The organism is Mitsuaria sp. BK041 (assembly GCF_014193085.1).
GTDB lineage: Bacteria > Pseudomonadota > Gammaproteobacteria > Burkholderiales > Burkholderiaceae_C > Roseateles.
On the sequence record NZ_JACHYT010000002.1, the window covers coordinates 1,139,804 to 1,160,219 of the forward strand.

General features: G+C 69.9%; 18 protein-coding genes. 6 read left to right on the forward strand and 12 right to left on the reverse strand.

Annotated elements, in window-relative coordinates; translation table 11 throughout:
• Positions 1-30 precede the first annotated feature (30 nt).
• Positions 31-2,523 carry a S9 family peptidase gene (locus FHT38_RS20885; RefSeq protein WP_183493089.1) on the forward strand — a complete coding sequence of 831 codons (2,493 nt, stop codon included), beginning with the start codon at positions 31-33 and terminating at the stop codon, positions 2,521-2,523.
• Between the two features lie 186 nt (positions 2,524-2,709).
• On the opposite strand, the gene FHT38_RS20890 is transcribed toward FHT38_RS20885, so the two are convergent.
• From FHT38_RS20890 to FHT38_RS20900, 3 genes are all read right to left on the reverse strand, one after another.
• Positions 2,710-3,591 (reverse strand): neutral zinc metallopeptidase, encoded by an 882-nt coding sequence (locus FHT38_RS20890; protein WP_183493090.1) that lies wholly within the window; start codon positions 3,589-3,591, stop codon positions 2,710-2,712.
• A gap of 136 nt (positions 3,592-3,727) precedes the next feature.
• Complete coding sequence (locus FHT38_RS20895; protein WP_183493091.1) at positions 3,728-5,908, reverse strand: ATP-binding protein; 2,181 nt, start codon at positions 5,906-5,908, stop codon at positions 3,728-3,730.
• 15 nt (positions 5,909-5,923) lie between these two features.
• Positions 5,924-6,775 carry an ABC transporter substrate-binding protein gene (locus FHT38_RS20900; protein WP_221213912.1) on the reverse strand — a complete coding sequence of 284 codons (852 nt, stop codon included), beginning with the start codon at positions 6,773-6,775 and terminating at the stop codon, positions 5,924-5,926.
• Positions 6,776-6,938: 163 nt separating this feature from the next.
• On the opposite strand from FHT38_RS20900, the gene FHT38_RS20905 reads away from it, so the two are divergent.
• Together FHT38_RS20905 and FHT38_RS20910 are read left to right on the forward strand one after the other, a co-directional pair.
• On the forward strand, positions 6,939-7,586 hold the full coding sequence (locus tag FHT38_RS20905; protein ID WP_091728352.1) for a helix-turn-helix domain-containing protein: 648 nt from the start codon (positions 6,939-6,941) through the stop codon (positions 7,584-7,586).
• Positions 7,587-7,588: 2 nt separating this feature from the next.
• A complete protein-coding gene (locus FHT38_RS20910) occupies positions 7,589-8,311 on the forward strand; it encodes a response regulator (RefSeq protein ID WP_183493092.1) in 723 nt (240 codons plus the stop codon).
• A 19-nt stretch (positions 8,312-8,330) separates the two neighbouring features.
• On the opposite strand, the gene FHT38_RS20915 is transcribed toward FHT38_RS20910, so the two are convergent.
• Together FHT38_RS20915 and hemE are read right to left on the reverse strand one after the other, a co-directional pair.
• Positions 8,331-10,454 (reverse strand): primosomal protein N', encoded by a 2,124-nt coding sequence (locus FHT38_RS20915; RefSeq protein ID WP_183493093.1) that lies wholly within the window; start codon positions 10,452-10,454, stop codon positions 8,331-8,333.
• A gap of 318 nt (positions 10,455-10,772) precedes the next feature.
• On the reverse strand, positions 10,773-11,867 hold the full coding sequence (gene hemE / locus FHT38_RS20920; protein ID WP_183493094.1) for a uroporphyrinogen decarboxylase: 1,095 nt from the start codon (positions 11,865-11,867) through the stop codon (positions 10,773-10,775).
• An 87-nt stretch (positions 11,868-11,954) separates the two neighbouring features.
• Between hemE and FHT38_RS20925 the strand changes: the two genes are divergently transcribed.
• The 3 genes from FHT38_RS20925 to FHT38_RS20935 are packed head-to-tail and all read left to right on the forward strand — an operon-like array spanning position 11,955 to position 14,219.
• The gene (locus tag FHT38_RS20925) at positions 11,955-12,638 is read left to right on the forward strand and encodes a LemA family protein (RefSeq protein ID WP_183493095.1); all 684 of its coding nucleotides are present in this window, start codon (positions 11,955-11,957) and stop codon (positions 12,636-12,638) included.
• 10 nt (positions 12,639-12,648) lie between these two features.
• A complete protein-coding gene (locus tag FHT38_RS20930; RefSeq protein WP_404932652.1) occupies positions 12,649-13,671 on the forward strand; it encodes a YgcG family protein in 1,023 nt (340 codons plus the stop codon).
• A complete protein-coding gene (locus tag FHT38_RS20935) occupies positions 13,671-14,219 on the forward strand; it encodes a TPM domain-containing protein (protein WP_183493096.1) in 549 nt (182 codons plus the stop codon). The genes FHT38_RS20930 and FHT38_RS20935 overlap by 1 nt, the downstream gene beginning before the upstream one ends.
• 150 nt (positions 14,220-14,369) lie before the next feature.
• Here FHT38_RS20935 and ppk2 read toward each other — a convergent pair whose 3' ends face one another.
• The 7 genes from ppk2 to atpG all read right to left on the reverse strand — a co-directional run bounded on the left by ppk2 (position 14,370) and on the right by atpG (position 20,407).
• Positions 14,370-15,152 carry a polyphosphate kinase 2 gene (gene ppk2 / locus FHT38_RS20940; protein ID WP_147239850.1) on the reverse strand — a complete coding sequence of 261 codons (783 nt, stop codon included), beginning with the start codon at positions 15,150-15,152 and terminating at the stop codon, positions 14,370-14,372.
• 82 nt (positions 15,153-15,234) lie between these two features.
• Positions 15,235-15,813 carry a hypothetical protein gene (locus tag FHT38_RS20945; protein ID WP_147239849.1) on the reverse strand — a complete coding sequence of 193 codons (579 nt, stop codon included), beginning with the start codon at positions 15,811-15,813 and terminating at the stop codon, positions 15,235-15,237.
• Between the two features lie 54 nt (positions 15,814-15,867).
• Positions 15,868-16,386 carry a hypothetical protein gene (locus FHT38_RS20950; RefSeq protein ID WP_183493097.1) on the reverse strand — a complete coding sequence of 173 codons (519 nt, stop codon included), beginning with the start codon at positions 16,384-16,386 and terminating at the stop codon, positions 15,868-15,870.
• 136 nt (positions 16,387-16,522) lie between these two features.
• Positions 16,523-17,368, reverse strand: a complete 846-nt coding sequence (locus tag FHT38_RS20955; RefSeq protein WP_183493098.1) for a D-hexose-6-phosphate mutarotase — start codon at positions 17,366-17,368, stop codon at positions 16,523-16,525.
• Between the two features lie 131 nt (positions 17,369-17,499).
• Positions 17,500-17,916, reverse strand: coding sequence for a F0F1 ATP synthase subunit epsilon (locus FHT38_RS20960; protein WP_091728389.1), 417 nt, complete (start codon positions 17,914-17,916; stop codon positions 17,500-17,502).
• A 152-nt stretch (positions 17,917-18,068) separates the two neighbouring features.
• Entirely contained in the window at positions 18,069-19,481 is a 1,413-nt protein-coding gene (atpD, locus tag FHT38_RS20965) for a F0F1 ATP synthase subunit beta (protein WP_091728394.1), read from the reverse strand.
• A 50-nt stretch (positions 19,482-19,531) separates the two neighbouring features.
• On the reverse strand, positions 19,532-20,407 hold the full coding sequence (gene atpG / locus FHT38_RS20970) for a F0F1 ATP synthase subunit gamma (protein ID WP_091728397.1): 876 nt from the start codon (positions 20,405-20,407) through the stop codon (positions 19,532-19,534).
• Positions 20,408-20,416 lie beyond the last annotated feature (9 nt).

Genomic DNA, 20,416 nt, shown 5'->3' on the forward strand with positions numbered 1-20,416 from the left:
CGAATCCTAGCGCAGCGATACTTCGGCCCCATGCCCTCCCGCGTCCCCTCTGTCGGCCTGATCCGCCCGCCCGTCGGCGCCCTCGCGACCTTCGTCGCCCTCACGCTGCTGGCGGCCCTCCTGCCCGGCCGGGCCGGCGCGGCGCCCTCCCCGTACAAGCAGCCGTCGCCGGCGATCCGCGAGCTGCTGGACACGCCGGCCCTGCCGCGGCTGCTGCCCTCGCCGGACCGGCAATCGCTGGCGCTGGTCGAGCAACGCCGCTACACGCCGCTGGAAGAGCTGGCCCGCCCCGGGCTGCGGCTGGCCGGCGCCCGCTTCGATCCCCGCAATGCGAGCCAGCAGAACCTGGTCGCGGTGCAGCGGGTGCGACTGCGCTCGCTGCTCGATCCCGAGGCGGCCGAGCGCGAGGTCGAGCTGCCGGCCGGCGGCACCTGGCACAACTTCGTCTGGGCGCCGGACGGGCAACGCTTCCTGCTGTCCAGGCGCACGGACACCGGCGAAGAGCTCTGGGGCGGGGCGACGTCCAACGGCCAGCTCTGGCGCATCTACAACGTGCGGCTCAACAACGCCATCGATGCGGACGACATCGCCTGGCTGAATCCGCGCGAGGCGGTGGTGCTCACCATTCCCGACGATCGCGGCCCCGTGCCCAACCGGCCGCAGACCGGCCCGGCGATCCAGGAAACGCACGGCAAGGCGTCGCCCGAGCGCACCTATCCGGACCTGCTGCGCAACCCGCGCGACGAAGACCTGTTCGAGTACTTCGCGCGCGCGCAGCTGACGCTGATCGACATCGCCAGCGGCCAGAGCCGCGACATCGGCACGCCGGGCCTGTTCACCAGCGTGTCCAGCGTCGGCAACGGCCAGGCGCTGCTGACGGAGCGGCTGGTGCGCCCGTTCAGCTACGCGCTCACCTTCGACGACTTCCCCACCGTCGTGGAGGTGCGCCAGCGCGACGGCAAAGTCATCCGCGAGCTGGCCAAGATGCCGCTCAAGCAGGGCGTGGCCATCGACGGCGCGTTGCCCGGCCCGCGGGTCTTCTATCCGTCACCGAGCAAGGACGCGGCGATCTACTGGGTGGAGGCGCTCGACGGCGGGAACCCCGCCAACCGCGCCGCCTTCCGCGACCGCGTCATGCGGCTGGACCCGCCCTACACCGGCGAGCCCTTCGAGGTGCAACGCATGCCTTACCGCTTCACGCGGCTGCGTTTCCTGGACGACGGCGTGCATGGGCTGCTGACGGAGGAGGACCGCAGCCGCGGCTGGTCACGGACCTACCTGCTACCGCTCAACGGCAAGCAGAGCCGGCCCTTGTTCGAGCACTCGGTGCGCGAGCGCTACCGGCACCCGGGCTTCCCCTTCATGCGGACGCTGGCCAATGGTCACCAGGTCGCGCAGACGCTCAATGGCGACCTGCTGCTGTCGGGCCAGGGCGCGAGTCCCAAGGGCGACCGGCCTTTCCTCGACAAGCTGTCGCTGCGCGACCTGAGCGTGCAGCGGCTGTTCCAGTCGGCCGAGGGGGTGTACGAGCAGCCGGTGGCGCTGCTGGAGGACCGGCGGCTGGTGACGCAGCGCGAGACCGAGCATGAGCCGCCCAACCTGAGCCTGCGGGAGAACGGCAAGGTCACGCCGCTGACGCGGATCAAGGATCCGGCGCCGCAGCTCAAGGCGGTGCGGCGCGAGCTGGTGAGTTTCAAGCGCAACGACGGCGTCGAGCTGTCGTTCTGGATGTACCTGCCGCCGGATCTCAAGGAGGGTGAGAAGCGGCCGGCGCTGGTGTGGGCGTATCCGCTGGAGTTCAACGATGCGGCGATCGCGGGTCAGTTGAGCGGATCGCCGGGCCGGTACATGAGTTTCTCGGGCATCAGTCCGTTGAACCTGCTGATGGATGGGTATGTGGTGCTGATGGACGCGACGATGCCGGTGGTGGGTGACTCGCGGAACATGAACGACAGCTTCATCGAGCAGGTCACTGCGAATGCGCGGGCGATCGTGGACAAGGCGGAGGATCTGGGCGTGGTGGACCCGAGGCGCGTGGCGATCGGGGGTCACAGCTACGGCGCCTTCATGGCGGTGAACCTGCTGGCGCACACGAAGCTGTTCCGTTGTGGCATTGCGCGAAGTGGGGCCTACAACCGCACGCTGACGCCGTTTGGATTCCAGAGCGAGCGCCGATCGTTGTGGGATGCGAAGGATGTCTACCTGAAGCTGTCGCCCTTCCTTTTCGCGAACCAGATCAAGGATCCGCTGTTGCTGATCCATGGTGAGGCGGACAACAACTCGGGCACGTTCCCGATGCAGAGCGAGCGTCTGTACCAGGCCTTGGCGGGCCTGGGCGGCACGGCCCGCTATGTCTTGCTGCCTTTCGAGGCGCACGGCTACAGCTCGCGCGAGTCCGCTGGCCAAGTGCAATGGGAGATGAGTCAATGGTTGAGGGGTTGCGTCGGCGATCCCCGAGCCGAGGCGCGTCCGCGCCCTGCCCCGGGCTCCGCCCCCGCCACGCCCCAGCAATCGTCGCAATGAGCGACTCGATTGACGTGCTTGGCCGAGGCCGCCGGCGAAGCCGAAGCTTCGTCAACTGACTGGGGCGCCGTCTGTTTGAGCGGAGCGAGCCGAAGGTGAGCGGAGCGAGTTGGCGCCCTGAGCTTCGGCTTCGCCGGCGGCCTCGGCCAAGCGCGTGCGCTCGACCTCCCACCGCAACCCGCGATCTCAGATCTGCCGCGCCGAGAAGGTATCGCAGTCTCTGAGGTCCCCCTGTGCCATGCCTCGCTTGAACCACCGCTGGCGTTGTTCGCTGGTGCCGTGGGTGAAGCTTTCTGGCACGACGGCGCGCCCCGCGTTGCGTTGAAGCGTGTCGTCGCCGATCTTGGCGGCTGCATTGAGCGCTTCGTCGATATCACCGGCCTCCAGCCAGCCTTTGCTTTGTTGGGAGTGATGGGCCCAGACCCCGGCGAAGCAGTCGGCCTGGAGCTCGACGCGAACGCTGGTGGCGTTGGCGGCCTGTTCGGACTGACGGCGTCTGGCGGCTTCGACTTTCTGGGTGATGCCGAGTTGATGTTGGACGTGATGGCCGACCTCGTGGGCGATCACGTAGGCCTGGGCGAAGTCGCCGGGCGCGCCGAGGCGCTCGCGCAGGGTTTGGTAGAAGCTGAGGTCGATGTAGACCTTGCTGTCGCCGGGGCAGTAGAACGGGCCCATGGCGGCCTGGCCCATGCCGCAGGCGGTGGGCTGGGTGCCTTCGAAGAGGCGGAGCTTGGGGGCTTCGTAGGTCTTGCCGCCGGCCTGGAAGAGTTTGTTCCAGACGTCTTCGGTGTCGGCCAGCACGACGCTGACGAATTTGGCGGGCGTGTCCTGGGGATGGCTGGGTGCGACGGGCCGTTGCTCGCCGCCGGTCTGGACGGTGCTGCCGTCGAGCGCGCTGAGCACGGTCAGCGGGTTGATGCCGAAGGCCCAGGAGGCGAGCAGGGCGATGACGATGCCGCCGATGCCGATGCCGCGTCCGCCGAGCATCGGGAAGCCGCCTCCGCCACCTCCGCCGCCACCTCGCGCGTCCTCGACGTTGTCGCTCTCGCGTTGTCCTTCCCACTTCATGGTGCGCTCCTGTCGCCGGTGTGCCGGCTCCAACGATGCGCAAGGATGGCACAGCGCGCCGGACGGCGCTGTCGGACGGCGCCGCGCCGCGCGCGGGCGGCCTCGATCAGGGGACAGCGGCGGCCCGGTCGGCGGCTCAGTCGGCGGCCAGCGCGCCGTCGCCGGGCGTCATCGAATCCGTGGCGGGCAGGATCAGGTGGAATTCGGCCCCGCCGCCTTCGCGGTTGGCCGCGTACAGCTGGCCGCCATGCATCTCGACGATGCGCCGGCTGATCGGCAGGCCCAGGCCGGTGCCGCCGGAGCCGTCCTTGGTCGTGCTCGACTGGACGAAGGGATCGAAGATGCGCTCCAGCTCATCGACCGGGATGCCCGGCCCGCGGTCGGCGACGCACAGGTGCAACGCGCCGTCGGACCGCCGTTGCCCGCGCAGCTCGATGGTGCCGCCCTGCGGCGCGAACTTGATCGCGTTGGCCAGCACGTTGCGCACCGCCTGCTGGAAGCGCAGCGGGTCGACGCTCGCGGGCATCGGCTCGGGCAACTCGGCGGCCAGCGTGAGCTGGCGCTTGGCGGTCAAGGGCGCGAGCTCCCGCATCACCGCGCCCACCGGCTCGCGCAGGTCCTGCGCGCGGAGTTCCAGCGCGCCGACGGCGTCGAGCTTGGACGCGTCCAGCAGGTCGTTGACCAAGGCCAGCATGCGCTGGCCGGAGCCGTGGATGTCCGAGAACATCGCATGCAACCGCTCCTGGCCGCCGCTGCGCGCCATGCCCAGTTCGGAGAAGCCGAGGATGGATTGCAAGGGCGTGCGCAGCTCGTGGCTGATGTTGGCGAGGAACTCGGTCTTGGTGCGCGAGGCCTCCTCCGCCGCGTCGCGCGCCTGGCGGGTGAGCCGCTCGGCGGCCGCGCGTTCGGTGATGTCGACGGCGCTGCCGGCGTAGCCGAGCAGCTCCCCGTCGCGGCGCAGCGGCACCGTCGCGATCTGGTAGCGACGCGGCGAGCCCTCGCCATTGCGGATCGTGGCCTCGACGCTGCGCACGCCCTCGTCGCCGCCGAAGAGCCCGGCCACCGCCTCGCGGTCGGCCGGCTCGGCGAGGTCGGCCAGCCGGCGGCCGACGGCCTCGTCCGGACGCCCGCGATGCAGCGTCGTCCAGCGCGCGTTCACGAAGGTCAGCGTGCCCAACGGATTGGTCCGGAAGATCACCTCCTGCACGCTCTTGAGCAGCACGCGCATGTCGCGCTCGCGGTCGGCGAGCTGCACATGCGCGCCCTCCAGCGCTTCCATCGCCTCCGCCCGCGCCTGCAGGCTGCGCCGCACGGTGACCGTCGCCAAGGTGATCAGGGCCAGCGCCAGGGCGCCGATCAGCATCAGCCAGCGCAGGCCGGCGTGCCAGCGCGCGAGCACCTCCTCGACCGACTGCTCCACCCCCACCATCAGCGAGCGCCGCGGCGCCGCGCGATAGGCCACGACGACCTCGCCCGGCAAGGCGCCGGCGCCGATGTAGGTGCCGTGCTCGCGCCCGCGACGCAGGGCGTCGAACGCCGGGTGGCCGTCCAGCCGCTGGCCGGGCAGTTGGTGCAGCGTCTCCATCGCGGCAAGCAGCTGGCCGTCCGTCGACGCGAGCCAGGCGGCGCTGCGCCCGGTGGGCAGCGCGCGCTGCTGGACCTGCGTCAGCGCATCCGGATTGATCAGCGCCAGCAGCCAGCGCGGCTCCCGCTCGCGCGCACCGGGCGCGACGCCGGCCGCCGTGGACGCGCCGCTCGCGGGCGTGTCCGGCGACGCCGGCAGTTGCAGCAGCAGCGGCAGCATTCCCACCGGCGAACTGCGCGGCGGTCGTCCCCGGGCCAGGTCCGCGAGGCCGCGCCCCGGTCGCAGCGGCATCAGCATGTCGCGGTCCGGACCGGGCAGCCGGCCGAAGTCGTCCAGCGGCACTTCCAGGCCGATTTCATCGGCATTCGTGCTGATCAGCACCTTCCCGCGGGTGTCCAGCAGCGACACGCTGCGGATGAACGGCAAGCCCACCAGCACATGGCTGAAATGCGCTTCCAGGTGCTCGGCCTCATGCGGATCGGCGATCGATCGCGTCAGCCCATCCCCGATCGCGTGCAGGGACAGCGACGCGGTCTCGATGGTGCGGCTCGCGTCGCTCTCCAGCACCTGCGCCAGCAGCGCGCCGCGGGCGCGGGCCTCGTCGATCGCCTCCTGGCGACCGACCCAGGCCGGGCCGATCAGACCGGCCAGCGTGCCCGCCGCCACGACGACGCCGGCCCACAGCGCCGCGCGGCGCAGGCGCTGGAGGGATCGGACGGCCGGACCGAGCATCGTCGCGACTCCGCCTCAGGGGACCACGATCGCGCCCAGCCCGTGGCGCTCGGCCGCGGCGCGCAGCCGGCCGTCGCGCTTGATGCGCGCGACGAACTCGTCCAGGCGCGCCAGCCAGGCCGCATCGCCGCGCCGGATGGCGTAGGCATACGGCAGGACGTGAAAGGGCTTGGGCGGCGCGATCAGGTGCGCCCAGTCGGCGTTGTCGAGCAGCCGCCGGCTGTAGGGGTAGTCGGTCATGAAGACATCGGCGCGGCCGGATTCCAGTTCGCGCTCGCGCGTCGCCGGCGGCTGCACGACCAGCAGCCGCGCGCGCTTGAGCGCCTCGCGCATCACCGGTTCCATCGAGGTGCCCGCCTGCACGGCGACCACCACCCCGCTCTGGTCGATGTCCTCCCAGCGCTTGACGACGCGGCTCGCGCGGCTCGCGATCGCGTAGATGTCGCTCTGCAGGTAGGGCTGGGTGAAGGCGAGCGCCGCCTTGCGCTGCGGCACCACGGCCACCGCGAACATCGCCACGTCGCAGCGGTCGCCTTCGAGATCGGGGATCAGGCGCTGGAAGGAGGATTCGACATAGCGCAGGCGCACGCCCAGGTCCTTGGCGAGCTCGTTGGAGAGGTCGATGTCCAGGCCGCTGAGCGTCTCGTCGCGAGGATGGCGGTAGGTGATGCCGTAGTAGTCGGGCCAGATGCAGACCCGCAGCACGCCGCTGGCCTGGATGCGCTGCAGCGTGCTGCCCGCCGCCGGCAGAGCGGTCGGCGCGGCGTCCTTCGGGGCGCTGCTTGCGGCCGGCGCGAACGCGAGCAGCCACAAGGCTGCCGTCATCGCGGCCAGCCGGCCCGCCATGGCCTGTCCGGTCCTTCGCATCGTCATCGCATCTCCTCGGACCCGGATTGCACCAGAGTTCGCCCCACCGGACCGCAAGGGAAGCCCCGATCTCCCACGGATGTCACATCGACTATCAGTTTTATCGCTTATAAATGGGGATATTGCCCACCTAAAACTTTAGGAAATTCGGCAAAATCGACTCATGACTGCCATTGCCCGGACCCCCGACGACATGCAAGAGGACTTCAGCACGCGCGAAGTCGCGCAGCGCCTCGGCATGGCGGTCCGGTCGGTGCAGCTGATGGTCGATCGCGGGGAGCTGCAGGCCTGGCGCACGCCGGGCGGCCACCGGCGCATCCTGCGGGCCTCGCTCGACGCCTGGCTCACCGGCCGGGGCCTCGCGCCCACCAAACCCGCCGAGCTGGCGCCCGCCGACGGCGCGCCGCAGCGGCTGAAGGCACTGCTGATCGAGGACTCGGTCCATTACCAGAACCTGGTGATGCTGCTCGCGCAGCAGGAGTTCCCCGACCTCGACCTGCACACGGCCAACGACGGCATCGGCGGCCTGGTGATGTACGGGCAGCTGCAGCCGGAAATCCTGCTGGTCGACATCCTGCTGCCCGGCATCGACGGCGCGGCGCTGGTGACCAGCCTGCGCTCGCAGCCGCAATTCGCCAGCAGCGAACTGATCTTCGTCACCGCGCTGGACGAACAGCAGCGCTCGCCCTACGCGTTCGCGCTCGCCGGTCTGCCGCTGGTGCACAAGCCGCGGCTCGTCACCGACCTGCCGCCGCTGCTCGCCGCGGCGGTCCAGCGCATCCGGGCCCGTCAGCCGCAGTTCGCCGGCTGAGCATGGCGTCCCGCATCCGGGTCCTCCTCGTGGAGGACGACACCACGCTGCAGCGCTTCGTCTCGATGGCGCTGGAGGACGACGAGGTGCGCCTGCAGGCCTGCATCTCGGTCGACGAGGCGCTGCTGGCGCTCGCGACGCAGAGTTTCGACCTCGTCATCAGCGACCTGATGCTGCCCGGCCGTCACGGGCTGGACCTGCTGCAGACGCTCAAGCAGCGGCCCGAACTGCGCGGCAAGGCGCGGCTGGCCGTGTTCAGCGCCGGCCTGAATCCGACGGTGCGCGAGCAGCTCGAGGCGCTGGGCGTGACGCGTTTCCTGTCCAAGCCCTGCTCGCTGGCGGACCTGCAATCGTGCCTGGACGGCCTGCGCGACGCCGCGTCGCCGCCGGCGGCAATGCCGTCGATCCACCAGGCCGCCATTGAGCAGTACTTCGGCGGCAACGCCGCGCTGTACCAAGCCTTCCTGGCGCGCTGCCGGATGCAGTTCCCGCTCGACATCGCCAGCGGTCGCAGCGCCTGCGAACGGGGCGAGCATGTGAAGCTGCGCCACCTCGCGCACAGCCTCAAGAGCGTGCTGCTGACGCTCGGCCATGCCGATGCCGCCGAAGTGGCGCGCCAGCTCGAGCAGGACGCGCAGGACGCCGCCACCGGCTCGGAGGACGCGCTGGCCGCGGTGCGCGCCGCGTGGCCGGTGCTGGAGGAGGCGCTCGCGCGCCTGCTGTGAGACGGCGTCTGCTGGCGCCTCAGATCGCCAGCGGATCGACGTCCACCGCCCAGCGCGTCAGCCCCTTCTGACGGCGCTTGAGCGCGTGCAGCTCCGGCAGCCAGGCGCGCAGGAAGCGCTGCAGCTGCGCGCGGCTGCCGGCCTCGATCAGCATCTGGAAGCGCTCGCTGTCCGCGACCCGCGCCACCGCCATCGGCACCGGCGGATACAGCAGCAAGCCGAGCGACAAGGGCAGCGCCTGCGCCGCCTCCTGCGCCGCGGTCAGGAAGTCGCGCGCGGCCTCGACGCTGCGGCCCTCCGCGCGCACCAGCGCCAGGTGCGCGAACGGCGGCAGGTTGGCCGACATGCGCTCATGCAGCTGGCTGGACGCGAAGGCCTCGTAGTCGTGCTTCTGCAGCGACTGGTAGAGCGCGTGCTCGGGATACCAGGTCTGCACCCACATCTCGCTGGCGGCGGCCTGCGCCGCGTCGCGGCCCGCGCGTCCGCCCGCCTGCATCAGCAGCGAGAACAGCCGCTCCGGCGCGCGGAAATCGCTGCTGAACAGCGCGCCGTCCGGATTCACCGCCGCGACCAGCGTGATGCGGCGGAAGTCGTGTCCCTTGGCGACCATCTGCGTGCCCACCAGGATGTCGACATCGCCCTCATGCACGGCCGCGAGCTGCGATTCGAGGCTGCCCTTGAGCTTGGTGGTGTCGGCATCGATGCGCGCCACGCGCGCGCCGGGCAGCGCCTGCGCGAGTTGCTCCTCCAGGCGCTCGGTCCCGCGGCCCAGTGGCGCGATGTCCGGATTGCCGCAGGACGGACAGGCCCGCGGCACGCGCGCCGACACGCCGCAATGGTGGCAGCGCAGCGTGCGGTCCTCCTTGTGGAAGACCTGGTGCGCGCTGCAATGCGGGCAGTCGCTCTTCCAGTTGCACTGGTCGCAATGCAATACCGGCGCGTAGCCGCGGCGGTTCAGGAACACCAGGCTCTGCTCGCCGCGGTCGAGCCGCTTGCGCAGCGCGTCCAGCAGCGGCACCGACAGCGTCGTGGTGACGCCCTTCTTGCGCTCGAGCCGGTTCATGTCGAACAGCCGCACCCGCGGCAGCGCGCCGCCGCCGATGCGTTCGGTCAGGTCGATACGCCGATAACGACCGCCCAGCGCGTGCTGCCAGCTCTCCAGCGAGGGCGTCGCCGAGCCCAGCAGCACCGGGACCTTCTCCAGGTGGCCGCGATAGACCGCCAGGTCCCGCGCCGAGTAGCGCGCGCCGTCCTGCTGCTTGTAGGACGGGTCGTGTTCCTCGTCGACCACGATCAATCCGAGCCGCGGCATCGACGCGAAGACCGCCAGCCGCGTGCCCAGCACCAGCTGCGCGCGACCCAGGTGCGCCGCGAGCCAGTGGCGCAGGCGCTGCGCCGGCGTGAGCCCGCTGTGCAGCGACACGATCGCGTGGCCGGCGAAGCGCTCGGCGAAGCGCGCCTCGAGTTGCGGCGTCAGGTTGATCTCCGGCACCAGCACCAGCACCTGCTGGCCGCGCTCCAGGGCGGCCTCGGCGGCGCGCAGGTAGATCTCGGTCTTGCCGCTGCCGGTCAGGCCCCAGAGCAGCGCGGGTGGTGGCGCCTCGCGAGCGGCCAGCTCCAGGACGGCGTCGAGCGCCGCCTGCTGCTGCGCGGTCAGCGCGGGCCGGTCAGCGGGCGTGGCCGGCGTATCCGGCGTATCCGGCGTGTCGGCCGCCTGCGCCGCGGCCGCCGCGTCGGCCTTGTCCAGCTTCTTCAGCCGCGCCTGCAGCTGCTTGGCGTCCAGGTCCCGCAGCTGGGGCGGCAGCACCGCCAGCGCCAGTTCGCCGACGCTGCGCTGGTAGTAGCTCGCGGCGAACTCCACCAGCCGCCGCCAGCGGTCGGACAGCGGCGGCAGCGCATCGAGCGCCTCGCCCACCGGTCGCAGCTCGGATTCGGGCAGGCGCTCGTCCTCGGGCAGGTCCACGCCGTCCGGCAGGTCGTCCCACACCAGCCCCATCACGTCCCGGCGGCCCAGCGTCACATGCACCAGGGTGCCCGGGGTCAAGTCTTGCGGGCCGAGGTAGTCCAGCGGTCCGGTCAGCCCGCTGTGCTGGGGCGCCTCCACGGCGACCCGCACGCGGCGTGGGGCCGGCGCCTCGCTCATCGGGCTCGCCCTCTGGGGCGTTCGCCCAGCGCCACCGCGTCCCGGACGGCCTCCATCGGCCATGAGGAAAACGCGCCAAGTGCCTGATTTCCAACGGTGTTCACAACGGGGTCGAGAGCCTGTGGATAACTTTGTGGGAAACGCCCCGGGATTTTCGAGGCCGATGCGATTGCCGCCGCGAGCGCCTGTCGGCGTCAAATTCCGGGGAAACACTCCCTCCCCTTTGGAATCAACGACTTACACGCCCATCGGGGAAAGCCCTAGCTGCAAGCCAACGCGTGTGCTGCGTTTGGGTGACATGCACGGATTTGGGGATAACTAGGCCTCGTCACCCCGCAGCCGGCGCGAGTGCCGATGCACTTCGTCGACCAGTTCGGCCACGCTTTCCGGCGGCGTGAACTGGCTGATGCCATGGCCGAGGTTGAACACATGGCCGCCCCAGGCGCCATCCGCGCGGCGCGGCGCGCCGAAGCTGTCGAGCACCGCGCGCGCCTGCTCGCGCACCGCGGCCGGCGGCGCGAACAGCACGTTCGGATCGAGGTTGCCCTGCAGCGCGACGCGGTCCTGAACCTGCGCGCGGGCGCGGCCCAGGTTCACCGTCCAGTCCAGGCCGACGACGTCGGCGCCCGAGGCCGCGATCTCGTCCAGCCACAGGCCGCCGCCCTTGGTGAACAGCAGCTTGGGGATGCGGCGGCCGTCGTGCTCGCCCTTGAGCTGCGCCAGCACGCGGCGCGAGTAGGCCAGGCTGAATTGCTGGAACTGGCCGTCGGCCAGCACGCCGCCCCAGGAGTCGAAGACCATCACCGCCTGCGCGCCGGCCTCGATCTGCGCGTTCAGGTAGGCGGCGACCGCGTCGGCGTTGATGGACAGGATGCGGTGCATCAGGTCCGGGCGCGCGTACATCAGGCTCTTGACGTGGCGATAGTCGTCAGAGCCGCCGCCCTCCACCATGTAGCAGGCCAGCGTCCACGGGCTGCCGGAGAAGCCGATCAGCGGCACGCGGCCGTTCAGCGCGCGGCGGATCGAGCTCACCGCGTCGAAGACGTAGCGCAGCTTGTCCATGTCGGGCACGGCCAGCGTGTTCACCGCCGCCTCGTCGCGCACGACCTTCTCGAACTTGGGGCCCTCGCCCTGCGCGAACGACAGGCCCAGGCCCATCGCGTCCGGCACGGTCAGGATGTCGCTGAAGAGGATGGCCGCGTCGAGCGGGTAACGCTCCAGCGGCTGCAGCGTGACCTCGGTCGCGTAGTCCGTGTTGGTGGCCAGGCCCATGAAGCTGCCAGCTTTGGCGCGGGTGTCGCGATATTCAGGCAGGTAGCGGCCGGCCTGGCGCATCAGCCAGACGGGGGTGTATTCGGTGGGCTGGCGCAGGCAGGCGCGCAGGAAGACGTCGTTCTGAAGGGGGGCGCTCATGGGAGGGCGATTATCCTCGGGGCTCCCTGCTCTTGAATTCCCGCGGCTGGCACACGATATGCCGGTGCGCACAAGGAGGTTACGCGAATGACATCGACCCCGTCCCGTTTGCTTGCCGCCGCGCGCGCCGCGGCCGCCGCCACGCTGATCGTCGGGGCGCCCCTGGCGCTGACCGGCTGCGGCTACAACGAGTTCCAGAGCCTGGACGAGCAGGTCAACGCCAGTTGGTCCGAGGTGCTGAGCCAGTACCAGCGCCGCAGCGACCTCATCCCCAACATCGTCAACACGGTCAAGGGCGAGGCCGATTTCGAGCAGGAGACGCTGACCAAGGTCGTCGAGGCCCGCGCCAAGGCCACCAGCATCCAGGTCACGCCCGAGCTGGCGCGCGACCCGGCCGCGCTGCAGAAGTTCCAGGCCGCTCAGGGCGAGCTCTCCGGCGCGCTGAGCCGGCTGATGGTGGTCAGCGAGCGGTATCCGCAGCTGCAGGCCAACCAGGGCTTCCGCGACCTGCGCGTGCAGCTCGAGGGCACCGAGAACCGCATCACCGTCGCCCGCAACCGCTACATCAAGTCGGTGCAGGAGTACAACGTGCTGACGCGCCGCTTCCCGACCAACCTGACGGCCAAGGTCTTCGGCTACGAGGTCAAGCCCAACTTCACGGTGCAGAACGAGGCCGCGATCTCCGCGCCGCCGTCGGTGAGCTTCGACAAGCCCACCCCGGCCACGGCGCCCGCGACGCCGGCGCCGGCCGCCTCTCCGGCGTCGAACTGAGGACCCGCGCATGCGGGCGGCCTCGGTGGCGGCGCGACTCCCGGTGATGAACAACGCCGGCGCCAGTCCCGCGCGCTGGTCCGCGCTGCTGCGCGTGTTCGCGCTCGCCTGCCTCGGCCTGCTGATGAGCGTCGGCCTGCTGCCGCGCGCACGGGCGCAGGACGTGCAGGCGGTCCCCGCGCTCAGCGGTCGCGTCATCGACCAGACCGGCACCCTGACCGCCGCGCAGCAGCAGGCGATCGATGCCAAGCTCGCCGCCTTCGAGCGCGAGGCCGGGCCGCAGATCGTCGTGCTGATGGTGGCGACGACCGCGCCCGAGGACATCGCCGCCTACGCGCAGCGGGTCGGCGACCAGTGGAAGATCGGTCGGCGGGACGTCGGCGACGGGCTGCTGATCGTCGTGGCCAAGAACGACCGGCGCATCAACATCCAGACCGCCAAGGCGCTGGAAGGCGCGGTGCCCGACCTGGCCGCGCGCCAGATCATCGAGCGCGACATCACGCCCGCCTTCAAGGCCGGCGACTACGCTGGCGGATTGAACCGGGCGATCGACTCGCTGCAGGCGCGCATCCGAGGCGAGCACCTGCCCGCACCGACGCAGCGACCGGCGCCATCGACGGGCGGTCACGGCATCGACCTCGGCGAGATCGCGATGATCGCCTTCCTCGGCGTGCCGCTGGCCGGCGCGCTGCTCACCGCGATCTTCGGCCGCAAGCTCGGCAGCCTGTTCACCGGCGCCGGCGCTGGCGCGGTCGGCTGGGGGCTGAGCGGCAGCCTGCTGCTGGGCGCTGGCGCGGCGATCGCCTCGCTGATCCTGGTGGGCGTGCTCGGCATCGGCGCGGCCCGACGCGGCTCGGGATCCTCCGGCGCCTACCGGCGCAGCGCCCATGGATCGGGCGGCATCGCGCCACCGATCATCTGGGGCGGTGGCGGCGGTGATGGCGGCGGCAGTTGGGGCGGCGGCGACGGCGGCGGCTTCTCGTCCGGCGGCGGTGGCGACTTCGGCGGCGGTGGCGCCTCGGGAGACTGGTGATGAACCGACGGACCGATCACGAGGCGCGCCACGCCGGCGACGCCAGCCGGCTGGGGCGGTTCTTCCGCCATCGCTTCTGGGACGAGGCCGACGTGCGTCGCGTGCTGCCCGCGGCGGCGCTGGCGCGGCTGTCCGCGCGGGTGACCGAGAGCGAGTTGCGCCATGCCGGCGAGATCCGGGTGTGCGTCGAGGCCAGCCTGCCGGTCAGCTACCTGTGGCGCGGCCTGTCCGCGCGGCAGCGGGCGCTGGCGCTGTTCGGCAAGCTGCGCGTGTGGGACACCGAGCACAACAACGGCGTGCTGGTCTACCTGCTGCTGGCGGAGCACGCGATCGAGATCGTCGCGGACCGCGGGCTGAACCGGCGCGTCAGTGCGGCGCAGTGGCAGGCCATCGTCGACGGGCTGCGGCAGTCGCTGCGCGATGGCCGCTTCGAGGAAGGCCTGGTGGAGGCGATCCGCGCGGTGGAGGCCCTGCTCGCGGAGCACTTCCCGCCCGAAGCGGGCGCGGTGCCGCGCAATGAGCTGCCGGACGCGGTCGTCGTGCTGTAGGGCTTGCTGCGGCGGCCGCTGGCCCTCACCCCAGCCCTCTCCCGCAAGCGGGAGAGGGAATTCATGCTAATGCTGTGCCGTATTACCCCCTCGCCCGCTTGCGGGAGAGGTTGGGGGTGAGGGCCAGCGGCGGTCGCAGTCCGCAAGCGCTCAAAGGCTCTTGATCGGCTTGAGCTTCCAGCCGAAGCGCTCGGCTTTCGGGCCGCCCTTGAGCTTGGGGAACACCAGTTCCTTCGCGGGCACGGTCACGTCCGGCAGGTGGTCGAGCAGGTGGCGGATCAGCGTGAGCCGGCCGCGGCGCTGGTCGTTGAAGTCGACCAGCGTCCAGGGCGCGTGCTTGGTGTGCGTGTGCTCGAGCATGCGGTCGCGCGCACGGCCGTAGTCCTGGTAATGCTTGCGGGCCTCGAGGTCGATCGGCGAGAGCTTCCACTGCTTGAGCGGATCCTCGGCGCGTTCGGCGAAGCGCTCTTCCTGCTGCTCCTGGTCGACGGTGAGCCAGTACTTGAACAGCAGCAGGCCGTCGTCGACCAGCAGCCGCTCCAGTCGCGGCGCCTGCTCGAGGAAGTCCTCGGTCTGCCGCGGCGTGCAGAAGCCCATCACCGCCTCGACGCCGGCGCGGTTGTACCAGCTGCGGTCGAAGAGCACGATCTCGCCGGCGGACGGCAGGTGGGTGAGGTAGCGCTGGAAGTACCACTCGCCCTGCTCCCGCTCGCTGGGCTTGCCCAGCGCGACGGTGCGGCACTGGCGGGGATTGAGCGTCTCGGAGATCGCGTTGATGACGCCGCCCTTCCCGGCGGTGTCGCGGCCTTCGATGATCACCAGCAGCCGCTTGCGCGTGTGCTGCAGCCACCGGGCCAGGTTGTTCAGCTCGACCTGCATCGGCTGCAGGCGGTCCAGGTAGTCGGACTTGGAGAGCTTGCTCTTGTCGGGCATGCGGGCTCCTGAGATGAGGGAGCCCGCAGCTTAGCGCGCCGCGCGCGGTGACCGTCCCGGTCCCGCGTGCCGGCGCCCTGCTTCACTTGGTCAGCTGCACGCCGGCGGAGGCGACCTTCAGCGCGACCAGGTCGTTGATCAGCTGCGTGATGTTGCTGCGGATCGCGCCTTCGTTGGCGAGCTTCAGGCGCTCGGTGCCCAGGAAGGCGGCGTTCCACTCGGCGGTGAACGGCACGGCGACGTCGCGCTCGAACACGGCCTTGCCGGTGGCGCGCTCGACCAGCGTGTACTTCACGGTGGCCGTGACCGTCATGCTGGCGCCGAACAGCGGCTGGTCCAGCTTCTTCATGTCGGCGGTCAACGTGTACTTGCTGCCCTGACGGTTACCCGACAGCAGGCCGGCATCCTTCAGCGAGGCTTCGAGTGCGCGCTCGAAGTCGGCGCTCGACACGTTGGACACCCACATCGGATTGGTGTCCTTGCCGCCGGTCACGTCCTTGATGCCGATGTTTTCCTTCAGCTCGGACTGCGACGCCGCGGTGCGGACCTGCAGCGAGCTGCTGACTTGCATCTGGTCGGTGCGGGCGGGGCTGGCGCAGCCCACGAGCAGGACGGCGGCGGACAGGGCGGCCAGTTGGGCGGCGCGGTGCAGGAAAGTCACGGGATGGGTACTCCTCTGAGTTGAAACGGCCGGGTGGCCTTGGTATGGAAAAGGTCAGCGGACGGCGCTGGCAGCGGCGTCGACAGGAATCGGGGCGAAGGCGGCCGGATCAGCCGCGGCCACGGTGGCCACCGCCGGTGCGGCGCCCTGGGATGCAGGCGTTCCTGGGCCTGCCGGCGACACGGCGGCCAGGGTGTCGTTGCTGGCGCAGCGCTTCTGGATCAAGGTCTGCTGGACGGCGTCGTACTCGCCGCGCAGGCGGCCGTACTCCGCTTCCTGCGACTTGGTCCCGCCCAGTGCGAACAGCGCCGGCCAGAAGAGGATCAGGCCGACCCCCATGAGGGTCTTGTCATTGGTGGCAGCCTGGTCGAGGCGGCCACCGAGCTCGAGATAACGCGCCTGCAGGCGCTGGGTCTCGGCGGTCAGCTGCGTGCAGTCGTAGCTGCTGTATTGCGACGGCGAGACATAGGTGGCGGAGATGTCCTTCGACGCGGTCGAGCAAGCGCTGACGAAGGCGACGGCGGTGACCAAAGCGGTCACGCGCACCGCCGCGGCGCGAATGGAGCTGCGCATGCTTCCTCCCTCGGACTGGAATCGTTATGTATTGGCGGGAGCGATTCTTGCCGAGGGCGCCTCTCGCGCGCTACGTGCGAACCCGGAAGCTACGGGTCAAAGCAACAGCGCCCCCGCATTCGCGGGGGACGCGCGCTCAGAGCAGTTCGAGCGTCTGCATGCCGGCCCAGCTCTCGCCGGGCGCGAGTTCGACCGGCTTGAGCACCTGCGCCGCTTCGACGCAGAGCATCTGCTTCCAGCCGCCTTCGGGCATGTCGGGAAGCGCGTCGCCCTTGGCCTGGCCGGGGTTCCAGACCACGGCGTCGGCGAAGCCCTGCTGGCGGATCGCCAGACGACGGTCGCCGTCGCGCAGGGTCAGGCCGTGCTTCACGTCCTGGTAGATGCGGTCGGTCTCGCCGTCCAGGCGCAGCAGGTCCTCGTGCTGGGTGGCGGCGCGTTCGATCGTCGAGTCCCAATACGCCAGGCCGGACAGGCCCTGGACCGACGCCGACATGATCTGCGTCAGCCGCAGGTAGGTGTGCAGCGCGGCGCTGAAGGACAGCGGCGCGTCGCCCTGGTTCTCGCAGGCGAGTTCGATCTCGAGCGCGCGGCCGGCGATCCGGATGCTGATCTCGGCTTCGAAGGCATGCGGCCAGACCATTCGGGTGGCGCCGTCGTCGTTCAGGCGCAGCACGGCCAATGCGTCGTCCTTGCCGGACTCGGCGCTGACCAGCTGCCACGGCTTCCCACGCGCGAAGCCATGGCGCTGCAGCGGGCCGCGCGTGGCGAACTGCGGAAAGATCACCGGTACGCCGCCGCGGATCGCCTGGCCGGTGGCGAAGGCGCTCTTGGGGGAGAGGTAGAGCTGCTCGTCGGCGCCCGCGGGCACCCAGGACACCAGGTGCGCGCCATGCAGCAGCAGCGTCGCGCGGGCGCCATCGGGCGCACGGAGTTCGATGGCCTCGAGGCCCTGGTGGCGGGTGATGGAGATGGGAGTGCTCATGCGAAGGGGCGGGCCGCCGTGAAAACCGCGACCCAATGAGAAACGGCAGGCGTGCGGGGTGCACGGCCTGCCGTCGATTGTCGTCGCGGTGACGGGCCTCGACGTCTCGAGGCCGCACCGCGGGGAGGGGCTCAGCGCTTGGCGCGGAACTTGCGCAGCGCGGCGATCTGCGCGGCCATGGCCGCGAATTCGCTTTGCGCCTTGGCGAAGTCGATGTCGCTCTTGGCGTTCTTCATCGCTTCCTCGGCGGCCTTCTTCGCGGCCTCGGCACGGGCCTCGTCGAGGTCCTTGCCGCGGATGGCGGTGTCGGCCAGCACGGTCACGACGTCCGGCTGCACTTCCAGCAGGCCGCCGGCGACGAAGACGAACTCTTCATCGCCATTGGGACGCTGGATACGCACCGCGCCCGGCTTGATGCGGGTGATCAGCGGGGTGTGCTTGGGCAGGATGCCCAGCTCGCCGCCTTCGCCCGGCAGCGCCACGAATTTCGCCTCGCCCGAGAAGATCTGCTCTTCCGCCGAGACCACGTTCACGTGGAGGGTTGCCATTGCGTTTCCTTAAGTTTGCCGCGGCAGGCCTTCGCCACCGCGGGAAGAAGGTCCAGTAAGCGAGCGGACGGTGGGCTGGCTAGGCGCCGCGCGGAGCCGGACTGGGAGTCCGGCGAGCACGGCAACGACGCCAGCGCGCCGTCCGCGACGTCTTACTGGATCTTCTTGGCCTTCTCGAAGGCCTCGTCAATCGTGCCGACCATGTAGAAGGCCTGCTCCGGCAGGTGGTCGCACTCGCCGTTGACGATCATCTTGAAGCCGCGGATGGTTTCCTTCAGCGGGACGTACTTGCCGGGCGAGCCGGTGAACACTTCCGCGACGTGGAACGGCTGCGACAGGAAACGCTGGATCTTGCGGGCGCGGGCCACGGCCAGCTTGTCTTCCGGCGACAGCTCGTCCATGCCCAGGATCGCGATGATGTCGCGCAGTTCCTTGTAGCGCTGCAGCACCGACTGCACCGAGCGCGTCGTGTTGTAGTGCTCTTCGCCGATGACGTTCGGGTCGATCTGACGCGAGGTCGAGTCCAGCGGGTCCACGGCCGGGTAGATGCCCAGCGAGGCGATGTCACGCGACAGCACCACGGTGGCGTCCAAGTGGGCGAAGGTCGTCGCCGGCGACGGGTCGGTCAGGTCGTCCGCGGGGACGTACACGGCCTGGATCGAGGTGATCGAGCCGACCTTGGTCGACGTGATCCGCTCCTGCAGGCGGCCCATTTCCTCGGCCAGCGTCGGCTGGTAGCCCACCGCGGACGGCATGCGGCCCAGCAGCGCGGACACTTCGGTACCGGCCAGCGTGTAGCGGTAGATGTTGTCCACGAAGAACAGCACGTCACGGCCTTCGTCGCGGAAGGACTCGGCCATCGTCAGGCCGGTCAGCGCCACGCGCAGACGGTTGCCCGGGGGCTCGTTCATCTGGCCGTAGACCATCGCGACCTTGGACGCGCTCAGGTCGTCCTGGTTCACGACGCCCGCGTCGGACATCTCGTGATAGAAGTCGTTGCCCTCACGGGTACGCTCGCCGACACCCGCGAACACCGACAGACCCGAGTGAGCCTTGGCGATGTTGTTGATCAGCTCCATCATGTTCACGGTCTTGCCGACGCCGGCGCCACCGAACAGACCCACCTTGCCGCCCTTGGCGAACGGGCAGATCAGGTCGATCACCTTGATGCCGGTTTCCAGCAGTTCCTGCGACGGGCTCAGCTCGTCGTAGGCCGGGGCCTTGCGGTGGATCGAGGCGACCTGATCGCGGGCCACGTCGCCGCGCTCGTCGATCGGGTTGCCCAGCACGTCCATGATGCGACCCAGGGTCGCCTGGCCCACCGGCACCTGGATGGTGTCGCCGGTGTTGTAGACCTCGGTGCCGCGGCGCAGGCCGTCGGACGAGCCCAGCGCGATGGTGCGGACCACGCCGTCGCCCAGCTGCTGCTGCACTTCCAGCGTCAGGGCCGAGCCTTCCATCTTCAGGGCGTCGAACACCTTCGGCATCTGGTCACGCGGGAACTCCACGTCGACCACGGCGCCGATGCACTGAACGATCTTGCCCACCGATTGAGTGTTAGCCATTTTTTCGTTCCTTCAATTCCAAATCTGTTGCCTGCGATCGATCGCCGGGATCAACCGCTGATGGCGGCCGCGCCGCTGACGATTTCCGACAGTTCCTTGGTGATCGCGGCCTGGCGGGTCTTGTTGTAGACCAGCTTCAGCTCACCGATCAGCGTGCCGGCGTTGTCGGTCGCGGCCTTCATGGCCACCATGCGCGCCGATTGCTCGGACGCCATGTTCTCCGCCACGGCCTGATAGACCAGGGCTTCGGTGTAGCGCACCAGCAGTTCGTTGATCACCGTCGGGGCATCGGGCTCGTACAGGTAGTCCCATGCGTGACCCGCGGCATCCGTCTCCAGCGACTCGGCCGTCAGCGGCAGCAGTTGCTGCACCACCGGCTCCTGCTTCATCGTGTTGACGAAGCGCGTGTAGCAGAGATAGACCGCCGACAGCCTGCCTTCCGCGTAAGCGTCCAGCAGCGTCTTGACCGGGCCGACCAGCTTCTCGAGCTGGGGGCTGTCGCCAAGCTGCGTCGCATGCGCGACGACCTTGGCGCCGATCCGGTTCATGAAACCCAGACCCTTGTTGCCGATCGCGACCACTTCCGCCTTCTGACCCGCCTGCTCGATTTCCTTGAGCTTGCTGGTCGTCGCGCGAAGCAGGTTGGTGTTCAGACCACCGCACAGGCCCTTGTCGGTCGTGACCACCACGAAACCGGCCGTCTTGGCGTCGGCATGCGACACCATGAACGGATGGCGGTACTCGGGGTTGGCCTTGGACAGGTTGGCGGCGATGTTGCCGACCTTCTCCGCGTACGGACGGGCCGCGCGCATCCGATCCTGCGCCTTGCGCATCTTCGAAGCGGCGACCATTTCCATGGCCTTGGTGATCTTCTTGGTGTTCTCGACCGACTTGATCTTGCCGCGAATTTCCTTGCCTGCTGCCATGATTTCTCC